This is a genomic window from Thalassospira sp. A40-3 (assembly GCF_015871485.1).
In the GTDB taxonomy this organism is placed as follows: Bacteria; Pseudomonadota; Alphaproteobacteria; order Rhodospirillales; family Thalassospiraceae; genus Thalassospira; species Thalassospira tepidiphila.
Genome location: NZ_CP065428.1, coordinates 2692657 through 2707038 on the forward strand (window position 1 = coordinate 2692657; position 14382 = coordinate 2707038).

A 14382-nucleotide genomic window follows, 5' to 3' on the forward strand; every position below is an offset into this window, starting at 1 on the left:
AAATTCGGTATCTGTGGTATTTCGAATTGAGTTCAGATACGCTGCGTATGTGAAGCAGATATATTCACATACGCAGCGTATGTCAATTCGCATACGTCACGTATGTTAAATTGGAGTGCCCGATGGCTGCCAAAACGCGCGCTGAAAAAATGGAAGAAACCCGCATCAAATTGATCAAAGCGGGACGCAAGGCCTTTGCCGAAAAGGGATATGCAGAAGCGTCAATGGATGAACTGACCGCAAGTGCGGGGCTGACGCGCGGGGCGCTGTATCATAATTTTGGTGACAAGCGCGGGCTGCTGGCCGCTGTGGTCGATGAAATAGACTCCGCCATGGCGCAACAGGCCAAGGATGCGGGGGATGCCGCAGGCGGCGGCTGGAACGGCTTGATGGCCGAGGGCAGGACATATATCGAACTGGCCCTTGATCCCGAAATACAGCGGATCGTTCTGCGCGATGGTCCGGCCTTTCTGGGCGATCCATCACAGTGGCCGAGCCAAAACCGCTGCTTGCAGGCGACAATCACAACTTTAAGGGCGCTGGCCGATCAGGGGGCAATCAAACCGGTCGATATCGAAGCCCTGGCAAGGTTGCTAAACGGGGTCGCGTTGAATGCCGCCCTTTGGGTCGCGGCAAGCGATGATCCGAAAGATACCCTTGGCAAGGCAATTGCCGCATTTGAATGCCTTGCGGCTGGAGTACTGGTAACGCCCGATGCCAAATGATGGTGGCGTGAATTCGACCACCGCGCGCAGTCGAACGCCCGATCACATTCCGGCCCCTACCCCGTCAAAGAAGGTCGGGATTATTTGCCATTTTCAAGGTCAAAGCCCGCACGGGTCCAGCTTTGAATGCCGCCTTTAAGGTTACTAACGGAGCAATCGACGTGGGGCAGAACAGCATTGGCTGCCCCAAAGGAACGCTGACCGACGGCACAGACAAAGACCAGGTCGGTATCGCTTTCATCGGTCAGGTCGACCAACGCCGGGATATCGAAGTTCGAGGTCGGGATATTGATCGCGGTTTCAATATGGCCGGTTGCGAATTCCTCGGCTTCGCGGACATCAATAATGGTGACGGCTTCTTCGCCGATCAGTCGATCAAGTTCATGTGGTTCGATAAACTGTACGGTTTCGTCGCTCATTGTGAAGTCCTTTGGTGGCTTTTGCGGCCCGATCCTGCCCACCTGTGATAGCTGTCGGCTTGCGGATTTTGCAAATGCAAAATATTTTTGTGCAAGGCTGTGGGAATGAAAGCGGCATCAAAGCTGGACGAGCGGTCACTTACATGTGAACATGAACACACGATTTTACGATGTTCGACAGAAGTATCGTCTTGCGAAATCAGTTCGTTATTCCCACGTCTGAATAACAGGGCAAATTGCCTCGGCAGGCTCAAAGGTCACTTTGAAATTCATTCGACAGAAGCCTGCCCCGACACATTGATGGTCGGTTTGTTGGTCGCCGCAACGGGACCCAAAAAGAGTCTGATCAAGACTGCACTACGGCGCTGACGCCGCAACTGCACAATCGAATTTTCACACGTTTGGCATGATCCGCCAGAGATTAACCGCGAACGCCATTTGTTAATTCATGACCGTCTGGCGGAGTCCCTTCACAGGAGACCTGCCGACGCCACCAGATCAGGATCGGGTTCGTCCCATCCGTGCAAAAGCAAAACGCAAAAATTGCGCAAAAACAGGATTGAGACAGGAAACGTAAGTTTGACAGTGCGATAACGTTTGAAAGGAGACCGCGCCATGGCTGAGAAGGATATCTTCGAGCTGTATGCGGAAGGCTATGACGGAAAGCAGGAAACTGAACTGACCATCCGCGATTACCTTAATTTGTGTCGCGAAGACCCAAGTGCCTATGCCTCTGCCGCTGAACGCATGATCAAAGCGATTGGCGAGCCGGAACTGATCGACACCTCGACAGACTCCCGACTTGGCCGCATTTTCCTGAACCGAACCATCAAACGTTATCCCGCCTTTGAAGATTTCTTTGGCATGGAAGAAACCATCGAACGCATTGTCGGTTTCTTCAAATATGCCGCCCAGGGTTTGGAAGAACGCAAACAGGTTCTTTATCTTCTCGGCCCGGTTGGCGGGGGTAAAAGTTCCCTTGCCGAACGGCTGAAAGAGCTGATGGAACGTGAACCGATTTACGTTCTGAAGGCCGGCGATGAAATCAGCCCGGTGTTTGAAAGCCCGCTTGGCCTGTTTAACCCGGCAAAGATGGGCGATGCGATCGAAGACAAATACGGCATTCCCAAACGCCGCCTGACGGGGCTTATGTCGCCATGGGCGGTCAAGCGCCTTGACGAGTTTGGCGGGGATCTTACCAAGTTTTCGGTCGTTAAACTGATCCCGTCGCGCCTGCGCCAGATCGCGATTGCCAAGACCGAACCAGGTGATGAGAACAACCAGGATATCTCGTCGCTTGTTGGTAAGGTCGATATCCGCAAGCTAGAATATTTCAGCCAGAACGACCCGGATGCGTATAGCTATTCGGGTGGCCTGAACCGCGCCAACCAGGGCATTCTTGAATTTGTCGAGATGTTCAAGGCACCGATCAAGATGCTGCACCCGTTGCTGACCGCCACACAGGAAAGCAACTATATCGGCACGGAAAACCTTGGTGCCATTCCGTTCCAGGGTTTGATCCTTGCCCACTCGAACGAGGCAGAGTGGCAGACATTCAAGGCCAACAAAAACAACGAGGCCTTCATTGACCGAATTTCCGTGATCAAGGTGCCCTATTGCCTGCGCGTCACCGAAGAAACCATGATTTACGACAAGCTGTTGCAGGGATCAGAGCTTGAACACGGGTCCTGCGCGCCGGGCACCCTTAAAATGCTGGCACAGTTTTCCGTACTCTCGCGTCTGCAGGAACATGAGAACTCCAACCTGTATTCCAAGATGCGGGTCTATGACGGCGAGACATTGAAGGATGTCGATCCCAAGGCGAAATCCATGCAGGAATACCGCGATACTGCCGGTGTTGACGAAGGCATGGACGGTATTTCAACCCGCTTTGCGTTCAAGGTGCTGTCAGAAACCTTTAACCACGACACCCACGAGGTCGCGGCGGATCCGGTGCATCTGATGTATGTCCTTGAACAGGCCATCCGGCGCGAACAATATCCGGAAGAACGCGAAAAGGCCTATATGGACTTCATCAAGTCCGAACTGGCCCCGCGCTATGCCGAGTTTATCGGGGCGGAAATCCAAAAGGCGTATCTGGAAAGCTATTCCGATTACGGTCAGAACCTGTTTGATCGTTACGTTGCCTATGCCGATGCCTGGATCGAGGATCAGGACTTCAAGGATCCCGATACCGGTCAGCTTCTGGACCGCAAGATCATTGATCAGGAACTGTCGAAAATCGAAAAACCGGCGGGTATCGCCAATCCCAAGGATTTCCGTAACGAGGTCGTTAAGTTCGCCCTGCGTGCACGTGCCAATAACAAGGGAAAGAACCCGTCCTGGACGTCCTATGAGAAACTGCGCGATGTGATCGAGAAACGCATGTTCAGTCAGGTCGAGGACCTGCTGCCGGTGATTTCGTTCGGCTCGAAGAAAGACAGCGAGACCGAGAAGAAACACAACGAGTTCGTCAAACGCATGATCGATCGCAAATATACCGAACGCCAGACGCGTCGTCTGGTCGAATGGTACATGCGCGTCAATAAGGCCGGTTAAGCTCCCCCCTGTCTTTCCCGGCCCAACCGGGCGGCTTCGTCCCTTGTCCGCCCGGTTACCTCTTCGCCGCAGGATGTGGCCACGGCCCGTTTTATCCGGGTCACATCCTGCGGAACTTCAAGGCGCAAGCGACCTGCACAACGCGCTTTTGAACCGTGCAAGGATGTGACTGCCCATGCTTTATATCGTTGACCGCCGCAAGAACCCGACCGGCAAAAGCCTTGGCAACCGGCAACGTTTCATGCGTCGCGCAAAGGCCCAGATCAAAAAGGCGGTTGAAAGCACCATCCGGTCGCGTGGCATTACCGACATCTCCAGCGGCGACCAGATCACCATTCCCGGCAAAACGTTAAAGGAGCCGGGCTTTCACCACATGGGACGTGGTGGCAACCGCAATTATGTCCTGCCCGGCAACAAGAAATTCGTTCAGGGTGATCGCATTGCCCGCCCGCAAGGCGGCGATAGTGGTTCTGGCGGATCACAAGCCAGCCCCGATGGCGAGGGCGAAGACGAATTCCAGTTCACCCTGACCCGCGACGAGTTCCTTGATATCTTCTTTGAAGATCTTGAACTGCCGGACCTTTTGAAAAAAAGCCTGAAGCAAACCACCGCATTTCGAAATGCGCGTGCGGGCTTTTCGGTTGAAGGCACGCCATCAAACCTTAGCCTTGTGCGCACCATGCGCAATTCACTGGCCCGGCGCATCGGGCTGCGTCGCCCGAAAACGGCCGAAGTCCGCGAACTTGAAGAAAAGATCTCAGCCCTTCAGGCCAAGGCGGAAAAACGCCCGAATGGCAAACTGACCAAAACTGACGAGGATACGCTTCATACCCTGCTGGCTGATCTTGAAGAAGCCAAACGGCGGATGAAGGCGATCCCGTTCATTGATCCGATTGATACCCGGTTTAACCAGTTTCAACAGATCCCCGATCCCAATACACAGGCAGTGATGTTCTGTTTGATGGATGTGTCGGGATCGATGTCCGAACAGATGAAGGAACTGGCCAAGCGGTTCTTCATGTTGCTTCACCTGTTCCTGCACCGCAAATACGAACATGTCGAGGTGGTTTTTATCCGCCATACATCGCGCGCAGCCGAGGTGGACGAGGAAACCTTTTTCTATTCACGTGAAACCGGCGGCACGATTGTTTCCACCGCACTCGAGGAAATGAAAAAGGTGCTGGTGGATCGTTATCCCACTGATCAATGGAACATCTATGCCGCACAGGCTTCCGATGGCGACAACTATTCCAATGACGGGGCAAAGTGCACCGCCCTTCTGGCCCAGGATCTTTTGCCCAAGTGCCAGTATTACGCCTATATCGAAATCACTGACGAGCGCGAGGCCGAGATTTTTGCCGCCGCCGAAGGCGAAACCGCCCTTTGGAAATCCTACGCCCCGCTTGCCAGAGACAATCCGCGCTTTGCGCTTAAACGGGTAACCAAGGCAGCTGACATCTTCCCGGTATTCCGGGAACTGTTTGCCAAAAACCGTGCGGAGGCAGGCCGATGAGCTCCAAGACCAAATCCGCAGACAAATTGCTTTTCACCAGTGCCGACTGGGACTTCGAGACGTTAAAAGCCACCTATGACGCGATTGAGGATATCGCGCTGAATGAGCTTAAGCTTGATGTCTATCCCAATCAGGTCGAGGTGATCACGTCCGAGCAGATGCTGGATGCCTATTCATCGATCGGCATGCCGTTGATGTATCACCACTGGTCGTTTGGCAAACGCTTCGTGCGCGATGATGTCATGTATCGCAAGGGCTATCAGGGGCTGGCTTATGAGATCGTGATCAATTCCAACCCTTGCATTTCCTATGTGATGGAAGAAAACACCATCGTTATGCAGGCGCTGGTGATCGCGCATGCGGCGTTTGGCCATAACCATTTCTTCAAGAACAATTATCTGTTCAAGCAATGGACGGATGCCGACGGCATTCTGGATTATCTGCAATTTGCCAAAAGCTATATCGCCAAGTGCGAGGACCGATACGGCTTTGACGCGGTTGAACGCATTCTGGATGCCGCGCACGCCCTGATGGATCAGGGGGTGAACCGTTATTCCCGGCCGGAAAAACCCAACTTGGCGGCCGAGCTAAAGCGTGAACGTGAACGCGCCAAGTATGAAGACGAGACATACAACGATCTGTGGCGCACCCTGCCCCAGCCTGATCAGGGCGATCAGGATATGGACGAGCTTAAACGCAAGATGCGGGTCGAGGAACGCCGCGCCCAATTCGGCTTGCCGGAAGAAAACCTGCTTTATTTCCTCGAAAAGAATGCCCCGACCTTGCAAGCCTGGGAGCGTGAGATTTTGCGCATAGTGCGCAATATCGGGCAGTATTTCTATCCGCAGAAACAGACCAAGATGATGAATGAAGGCTGCGCGTGTTATGTGCATTACGCCATCATGAACAGTCTTTATGACAAGGGTCTGATTTCCGAAGGGGCGATGATGGAGTTCATCGACTACCATTCGCGCGTGGTGTTTCAGGCCGAATATGACGATCAACGCTATTCGGGTTTCAACCCCTATGCGCTTGGCTTTGCGATGATGCAGGACATCCACCGCATCTGTGTTGATCCGACCGATGAAGACCATAAATGGTTCCCCGATATTGCCGGGAACAATGAGCCGGTCGAGACCCTTAAGGAAGCGTGTGCGCATTACCGGGATGAAAGCTTTATCCTGCAATTCCTGTCGCCCAAGGTGATGCGCGACATGCGGATGTTCATGATCGATGATCTCAGTTCATCACCGCATCTCGAAGTTGCCGCCATCCATGACGACAATGGCTATCGCAAGGTGCGTCGATCCTTGGCGCGCATGCATGACATTTCAGTGCGTGAGCCCGACATGCAGGTGGTCGATGTCGATATCCGTGGCAACCGGCAGCTTTACATCCAGCATACCGAACATGAAGGCATCCGCCTTGAAAAGTCGGAAGCGGAAATGACGCTGGGCTATATCGGGCAGCTGTGGGGCTATGGCGTTACCTTGCAGGCCGTCGACTATGAAAGCGGCGAAATCCTGCATGAGGTGAATTACACACCGGATGATCTGGTCGGCAACTAGCCACGACCTTCCGACACAAAACAAAACCTTTGAAATCTGCGCCCGAAATGGGTGCGGATTTTTTATTTGGGGTTTGGAAAAGGCCGAACCGATCAGGTGATGGATAATGATTTCATTACGTTGCCTGTTATTACCACTGCCGGGACTTCCGTCTTCATTGAACCGTCATGCATTATCGAGCAACTCCGAATTGATAGATCGGTCAATTGCGGTACAATAGCATCACGGGAGTTTGAAAGAATAATCGTTCCAAATCAGGCGTCTGTGACGATTGGCACATCGCTTTGGCGGCCAAGCTTTTATCTTTCCGATGTAATCAGCCCCACCCTAATGGGGTACAAGAATAATACTGAGCATCTGCCGCGCCGGGGGACCGCATTCCGGCACGTTGAGGGAGACCACATTATGATCACGCGTCGCGGACTCTTGAAAGGGTCGGCTGCAGCGACCGTTGCTGCAGGCATTGCGCCAATGCCCTGGCTTGTCTCGCCATCGAATGCGATGGAAACAATCGCAAGCCAATCCCCCATCGGCATCAACGACGATTTGCCCAACCCGATGGAAATCCATTCGGTTGATGGGCGCCTGAAAGCCGATTTTTTCATGGATGCCAGCGACTATTCGCTGCCAAGCGGGCCTGCCAAGCTTCGCATTTTCAACGCATCCATTCCCGGCCCGACCATTCGCATGAAGCCCGGCGACACATTGGAACTGGCATTTGAAAACCGCATGCCACCCAACAAGGATGCCGGTGAGGACGTGGTCACCAATGTGCCCAACCGGTTTAACACCACCAACGTCCATTATCACGGCTTCCATGTCAGCCCGCGCGGCAACAGCGATAACGTCTATTTGCAGATCGAACCGGGGCAGAGCTTTAACTATGTCGTGAAGTTGCCGGTTGACCACCCGGCGGGTAACTACTGGTATCACCCCCATCGCCACGGATCGGTTTCGGCACAGGTCGCATCGGGTGCAGCGGGCATGGCGATCATTGGCGGCACGCTTGACGAAGTCCCAGAAATCGCTGCTGCACTTGAACGCGTTCTTGTGCTTCAGGCACCGATCCCGGGCATTGACGGGTTGCTGGAAAGTGAAAAGCCGATCTGGCCGCTGGATGCCGAACGCGACTTCCTTGTGAATGGTCAATACCGCCCGAAAATCTATATCCGCGAAGGCGAAGTTCAACATTGGCGATTGCTGAATGCGGGCGATGCGCAGTTCATCCCGTTGCGCGCAGATGGCATGGAAATGCACCTGATTGGTCTGGATGGTAATCCGTTGCCCAAGGCCGAAGAAACCGAAGAATTCCTGCTGGCACCGGGCAACCGCGCGAACCTTTTGATCAAGGGTGTTAAAACCGGCACCTATGCATTGCGCCGCCCTGCCTTCATGCAGGGCAAGGCCAGCCTGCCCGAAGAACATCTTGCCGATATCATCGTGATTGCGGCCGATGATCCGCGTGTTGGCAAGGATGTCAAATTCGGCAAATCAATTCCGACAGGTGATTTGCCCAAGAACGAGATCCTGACCGATATCACCGATGATGAAGTCACCAACAGGCGCAAGTTCGTTCTGGGTGTGAAGGATGTGTCAGGCTTCTTTGACGACACCGAATTTACCATCAACGGTCAGGGGTTTGATCCAAGGCGTGATGACGTGGTCGCCAAACTGGGCGCGGTCGAGGAATGGACGCTGATCAACACCACACCCTTCCCCCATCCGTTGCATATCCACGTGAACCCGTTTCAGGTCGTCTCGATCAATGGCGAACCGGATGAACGCAAACCCTGGATGGACACCATTGCCGTTCCGGCGGCGGGAACCGTGACATTCCGCACCCGCTTTGTCGATTTCACCGGCCGCTACGTTATGCATTGCCACATCCTGCCGCATGAAGACACCGGCATGATGATCAACGTCAATATCGAGGTATGATGATGCGATCCTTTGCACACACCGCCAGCTTCACCGCGGCCATCATGATCGCATGGTCCGCCTTTTCCGTGACAGACGCCAAGGCCGATGATGCCAAACCCGATGCGATGCCAACCGCGGCTTCGCAATGCCTTTCGTGCCACGGCACCAACGGCAACCCGGCCCTTAAGGATGTTCCGATCTTGTTGGGGCAACAGCCGCTTTATCTTGAAAACGCCATTCGCGCCTATCAGGAAGGTCGCCGCACCGGTGGTCAGGCGCTTGTCATGCATGAAATCGTCAAAGACCTGAGCGATGTAGATATCAAAGCCATCGCCACCTGGTTCGGAGGAACACAATAATGAAACGTCTTATGCTTCCTGCACTTGCCGGTCTGATGATGGCCGCCCCGTTGATGCACGCGTCGGCAGATGAGTTGATTTATCTGACCGATGACAAGGGCACCGAGATTTTCATGGATGCCGAATTTACCGGTCCCTATTTCGAACTGGCGAGCTATCTTGAAAGCGAACACATCCTGACGTTCTGTGGCCCGGCCAGTATTGCCGCGACCATGAACAGTCTGGGTGTCGAACGCCCGCAGCCCTATCGCCTGTATCCGTGGGGCCTGTTTACCCAGGAAACGGTGTTCACCCCGGAAAACCAGAAGGTCAAATCCTATGCCATGGTGGAGCATGACGGCCTGATCCTGAGCCAGATTGCCACCTTCTTTGAAAATCTGGGTGTGAAGGCCAAATACCATCACGCCAACAACTTTGATGAAGCATGGCTTCGCGACACCATCAAGGCCGCACTTGCCGACCCGAACATGCGACTGGTGGCAAACTATTCGCGCAAGCCGATCGGTCAGGTCGGTGGCGGGCATGTTTCGCCAATTGCCGCCTATGACGAGGATACCGACCGCGTACTCGTTCTTGATGTTGCCAAATACAAATACCCGCCGGTCTGGATGACCATCGAAGACCTGCGCACCGCCATGGCAATGATTGATAGCGGATCGAACAAGGCGCGCGGCCTTGTCGTGGTAAGCAAATGAAGATTTCACGACGCGCCCTTTTAGGGACAATCTCATTATTGCCACTGGCCCCCGCAGCCACCCGTGCGCAGGCACTGGGCAGCAATGCGGTGTTCTATGACATTGTGCGTCAGATTGGCGGTATTCCCGATATTTCGGATCATCTTCTTGATGCCGCCAATGACGAGTTCCTTGCGACCTACGGTGCGGCGGCCCAGCGTGAATTCGTTTATGCGCTGCGTACCGGTGCGATTGCCGAACGCATCAAACAAGCCAGCCCGGCAATTCAGGAACAGGCCGCCTTCGTTGCCCGTCTGCTTTATACCGGCGAAGTGATGCGTGATGGTGCCTATAAGGCGATCTATTACCCCTGGTGCCTGGGGTGGAAATCCCTGACATTTGCCACCGCACCGGGAACCTGTGGCGGGCCGGCCTTTGGTCACTGGGCGCACCATCCGGTCACGGGGGATATGTGATGGAAGCAACCGTCGTCATCATCGGATCGGGCATGGCCGGATCGCATCTGGCCTATAGCCTTGTGCAAAAGGGCATCGATGTCATCATGCTCGAAGCAGGGCCGAAACGCTCCCGTGCTGAGAACCTGAAAACCTTCTATGAAAACCCGGTCAAGGGACCACAGTCGCCGTATCCGTCAGAGCCCTATGCGCCGCACCCCGAAGACGGGAAGTATAACGACTTCTATGTTCAGGGCGGCCCCGATCAGTTTATCGGTGCGTATCTGCGTTTGTTTGGTGGTACGACCTGGCACTGGACCGGCTTTGCCGACCGGTTGCGCCCGCATGACTTCACCATGAAGTCGACCTATGGCGTTTCACGCGATTGGCCGATCAATTATGACCTTCTGGTGCCCTATTACATCGAAGCTGAAAAACGCTGGGGTGTTGCGGGGGATCCGAATTATCCGTGGGGCGCGCCGCGCGATGGCGCCCCTTATCAGATGCCGCCGATCCCGATGAGCTATATGGATCAGAAGGTCACCGAGGCACTGGATAAACTGGGTCTGCATTCAGCCCCGTTTTCCCATGCCCGCAATTCCGAGATTTACGACAAGCGCCCGGTATGTTGTGACAACAATACCTGTGTGCCGATCTGCCCGATTGGCGCGAAATATGACGCATCGGTTCATGCCCAAAAGGCCGAGGACCTTGGTGTGCGGGTTGAGACCGAAGCATTGGTCACCTTTGTCGAGGTTGGTGACGATCAAAAGATCAGCCGTGTGAAGGTTCGCAAACCGGACGGGTCGGAATTCTGGGTAACGGGGAGGTACTTTGCCGTTTGCTGCCATGCGATTGAAAACCCGCGTCTACTTTTGAACTCGGCACAGGACAATGCCCCCAAGGGTGTTGCCAACAGTTCCGATGCCGTCGGACGTAATCTTTTGACACAGGCCAACCAGGACAGCTGGGGCATGCTTGATGAGCAAATCTTCCCTTATCGCGGCCCACAGCAGACCGGTGGTCTGGTGGAACTGCGCGACGGTGAATTCCGATCCGATTATGCAGCCGTGGGCACCAGCTTCATGAATGACGGCTGGTCGGGGAATTCCGATGCGACCAATCTGGCGAAGGATCTGATTAAAAAGGGCATGGTTGGTCAGGAACTGGCCAATGCCATCAATGATCAGATTTCCCGGCATCTGCGGTTAAACAGCTCGGCCGAGGTTTTGGCGAACTGGAACAACCGGGTCGAGCTTGCCGATGAAAAGGACAGCTCGGGCATTCCGCGCCCGAAGGTGACCTTTACCCTTGATGACTACACAAAAAAGGGGTTGGCAAATGCGCTTGAGGTCAATCGCAAGATCTTTGCCAACCTTGGTGTGGCAGACATGCAAACCGATAAACCGTATCTGTCGAATGCGATTATTGGTGGAACCACCATCATGGGCTCGGACCCGAAAACATCGGTCGTGAACGCGGATCTTGTCGCGCATGATCACAGCAATCTTTATATTCTGGGATCAAGTTCGCATGTAACAACACCGGTCAATGCCCCGTCCTTGACCATTGCCGCACTGGCGATCCGTGCGGCTGATCATATGGCCGATGCATTGACCAAATGAATACACCACTCAAACAACTGATCCTGATCGAAACAGGGCTTCTTGCCCTGTTCGTTCTTCTCGGCAACGGAATGCGGTCTGTCGCAACCATGACCGTTTCCGTCTCCCAGGGTGAATTTGCAAGCTTCCTGAACATCTCGGTCGAACGCACCGATATCCTGATTGAAGTCCTGATTGGCGGTGCTGTCATGGCACTCGCCATCGCGCCCTTTGTGATCAACAGTCACACGGCGCGCAAGGTCTGCCTTGCCACCGCCATCCTTGCCAGTGCCAGCTATGCCGCTGTCGGGCTGACCATGCACTGGGACCCGGCTCTTTCCGTGCGCGAGATCATCGTTCTGGCCAGTTTCTGCATGGGTGGCTTTGCGATTTCGTTCTTTGCCCCGCTGGCACAGCTTGCGATTAGCCAGGCCAAGACGGATCGCGAAAAATCGATGCTGACGACGGTGTGGACCGCCGCCCAGCCGATGGCGTTTCTGATTGCGCCACAACTGGTTAAATATGTCGCCTTTGATGTCGGCACCGGGAATTACTTCCTGATCCTGGCCGTGATGCCTTTGCTTTTCTTGTTGATCATGCCGATGGTGATGGGCACCGCCGATGGGGCTGCCGCGTCAACAACCACTGGCAATAGCGGCACAAAACAGGCGCCGAACTGGAAACTGATCGGTCTGTTTCTTTCGGTTGTCATCATTTTTGAAGCATGGACAACCGCCAACAGCTTCCTTGGCGTGGAAAGCCTGACAGGGCTTGGCCTGATGTCGGTTTTCCTGGTTCTGTCGGCCGTTTTGTATTTCAGTGTGAAATCGGCACTGCCGCACGACACCAAATCGCCGTCTGATGCGATTTTCCTGTTGGTGGTGTTATTCATCCTCGAAATCCCGACCACCGGTGTTTACGACACCGCATATCTTGTGCGGCATCTGTGCTCGTCAGAATTGATTGATGATCGCGCGACCCTTGGCGCGGCCAGCCAGGTGATCATGGTGTTTGCCGCCGGGGCCCTGATTGCACGTAATCCGATCTGGCGCGAACGACTTTGGCTGCTTGCCATTCCGTGTCTGATCGTTGCATCGGTTGCGACGATATTTTACCCCTACCCCGCAACGGATGCCGCCCTGTTCTATTGGACCAAGATGCTTTCAAGCATCGGGATCGGGATTGCCACGACAATTGTGGTTAGTGCTGTGATCGCATCGGCCAATGGTAACAAGCTGATCACCCTGGCCCCGGCCTTCGTCATCATGTTTGGTACAGAAGTCGGGATCGAGATCCTTGAAATCACGTTCCAGATTTCAAAATTGGCGGGGCTTGGCGTCACAGCCGCCTATCAGATGGTTTTTGTCGTGCAGGTAAGTGCTGTGTTGTTGGCCACCACGCTCATGGCGTGGCGCTGGCTTGCACCGAAAACACAAAAAACTTCTGCCGCCTGACGCAGGGATTCCATCGTCATTGCTACGCGTGACGCCCGATAACGTACTTGCCGGGAATTCAGCCATTACAAAACTTTGCTAATTGAAGCCAAGCCCGAGTTTGTTCGCAATCCGGCACCCGTGACCCTTTCAAAGGCATCGGCAAGACACAATATCAATTGATGGTCGCCATGCTTATTTCTCCGGGGGCTCTAGGAGCAACAGATTGCAAAACCGCTTTTGGGTATTGCTGATATCTGCCGTCATGTTTTCATTTACCGCCCCACCCGCAAGGGGCGAAGAAATCGTGCGCATGGCCTTCCCGACCGGTGCGGTTGAGTTTTTCAAATACGAGTTCGGTGTTATCGAGCTTGCCCTTGACCATGCCGACGGCGATTTTCGGCTTGTGATCGAAGAATTCGAGGGCATGACGCAGGCGCGCATCGGCTCGATGATGCAAGAGGAAAAGGTGGATGTGATGTTCACCGGTTACAGCCTCGAGCGAGAAGCAATGTTCTTGCAAGTTGACGTTCCGATGACGCGAGGCTTGCTGGGATATCGTGCTTTCATCACGCATAAGGAAAACATCCCGGCTCTTAGTCAGGCAGCTTCTCTGGAACAATTGAAAAAATTCTGCATTGGCACCGGGTCAGATTGGCCGGATGCCAGCATCATGGAAAAAAGCGGCTTTTGCGTTGATCGCGCACCACGTGATCAGCTTTGGCCGATGGTCGCCAATAAAAGATTTGATCTTCTCAGCCGTGCGGTGCACGAGGGCTATCGCGAAATTGATGTTATCAGCCGGGAATATCCCAACGTCGTTCTCAGCCCGTCACCGGTTCTGGCGTATCCGTTTGATCTGTTCATTTACGTGAACCGCAATAATGAACGACTGCATGCGATTTTGACGCAGGGACTTTCGCGGGCCTATAGCACTGGCGACTTCATGCGACACTTCTTGTCGAACCTGCATATTCGTCAGGCGCTCGAAACACTGAAGGATCCTGACACCCAGATTATCCAGATTGAAAATCCGGATATGAGCCAAAAGTCGCGCGACATTGACCCCGCACTTTGGGAAAATATCGTGCGCCGCAATTATGATGATGACTTTGGCTATGAACCCAGAGATGAGATGTAAATCCGATATTTA

12 protein-coding genes are annotated in these 14382 nt (G+C 54.0%); 11 read left to right on the plus strand and 1 reads right to left on the minus strand.

The annotated features are described in order from the left end of the window. Window positions 1-122: 122 nt before the first annotated feature. Complete coding sequence (locus IT893_RS12430; protein WP_063090181.1) at window positions 123-725, plus strand: TetR/AcrR family transcriptional regulator; 603 nt, start codon at window positions 123-125, stop codon at window positions 723-725. Window positions 726-805: 80 nt separating this feature from the next. Here the strand turns inward: IT893_RS12430 and IT893_RS12435 are convergent, their stop codons facing one another. Then, on the minus strand, window positions 806-1144 hold the full coding sequence (locus IT893_RS12435) for a rhodanese-like domain-containing protein (RefSeq protein ID WP_008892110.1): 339 nt from the start codon (window positions 1142-1144) through the stop codon (window positions 806-808). A 615-nt stretch (window positions 1145-1759) separates the two neighbouring features. On the opposite strand from IT893_RS12435, the gene IT893_RS12440 reads away from it, so the two are divergent. The 10 genes from IT893_RS12440 (at window position 1760) to IT893_RS12485 (ending at window position 14370) form a co-directional block, all read left to right on the plus strand. Next, window positions 1760-3703, plus strand: a complete 1944-nt coding sequence (locus tag IT893_RS12440) for a PrkA family serine protein kinase (RefSeq protein WP_008892111.1) — start codon at window positions 1760-1762, stop codon at window positions 3701-3703. A gap of 175 nt (window positions 3704-3878) precedes the next feature. Beyond that, window positions 3879-5216: a YeaH/YhbH family protein gene (locus IT893_RS12445; protein ID WP_008892112.1), complete on the plus strand. Its 1338-nt coding sequence runs from the start codon at window positions 3879-3881 to the stop codon at window positions 5214-5216. Then, window positions 5213-6784 carry a SpoVR family protein gene (locus IT893_RS12450; RefSeq protein ID WP_197145346.1) on the plus strand — a complete coding sequence of 524 codons (1572 nt, stop codon included), beginning with the start codon at window positions 5213-5215 and terminating at the stop codon, window positions 6782-6784. Before IT893_RS12445 ends, IT893_RS12450 begins: the two co-directional genes overlap by 4 nt. A gap of 405 nt (window positions 6785-7189) precedes the next feature. Then, on the plus strand, window positions 7190-8722 hold the full coding sequence (locus IT893_RS12455) for a multicopper oxidase family protein (protein WP_120225220.1): 1533 nt from the start codon (window positions 7190-7192) through the stop codon (window positions 8720-8722). Window positions 8723-8766: 44 nt separating this feature from the next. Beyond that, window positions 8767-9063 carry a c-type cytochrome gene (locus IT893_RS12460; RefSeq protein WP_252723938.1) on the plus strand — a complete coding sequence of 99 codons (297 nt, stop codon included), beginning with the start codon at window positions 8767-8769 and terminating at the stop codon, window positions 9061-9063. Next, window positions 9063-9758: a phytochelatin synthase family protein gene (locus IT893_RS12465; RefSeq protein WP_197145348.1), complete on the plus strand. Its 696-nt coding sequence runs from the start codon at window positions 9063-9065 to the stop codon at window positions 9756-9758. Before IT893_RS12460 ends, IT893_RS12465 begins: the two co-directional genes overlap by 1 nt. 38 nt (window positions 9759-9796) lie before the next feature. Next, a complete protein-coding gene (locus IT893_RS12470; RefSeq protein ID WP_197145349.1) occupies window positions 9797-10213 on the plus strand; it encodes a hypothetical protein in 417 nt (138 codons plus the stop codon). Next, on the plus strand, window positions 10213-11817 hold the full coding sequence (locus IT893_RS12475; RefSeq protein WP_197145350.1) for a GMC oxidoreductase: 1605 nt from the start codon (window positions 10213-10215) through the stop codon (window positions 11815-11817). Before IT893_RS12470 ends, IT893_RS12475 begins: the two co-directional genes overlap by 1 nt. Beyond that, complete coding sequence (locus tag IT893_RS12480; RefSeq protein ID WP_197145351.1) at window positions 11814-13250, plus strand: hypothetical protein; 1437 nt, start codon at window positions 11814-11816, stop codon at window positions 13248-13250. Before IT893_RS12475 ends, IT893_RS12480 begins: the two co-directional genes overlap by 4 nt. Window positions 13251-13494: 244 nt before the next feature. Then, a complete protein-coding gene (locus IT893_RS12485; protein WP_252723939.1) occupies window positions 13495-14370 on the plus strand; it encodes a hypothetical protein in 876 nt (291 codons plus the stop codon). The last annotated feature ends 12 nt before the right edge of the window (window positions 14371-14382 follow it).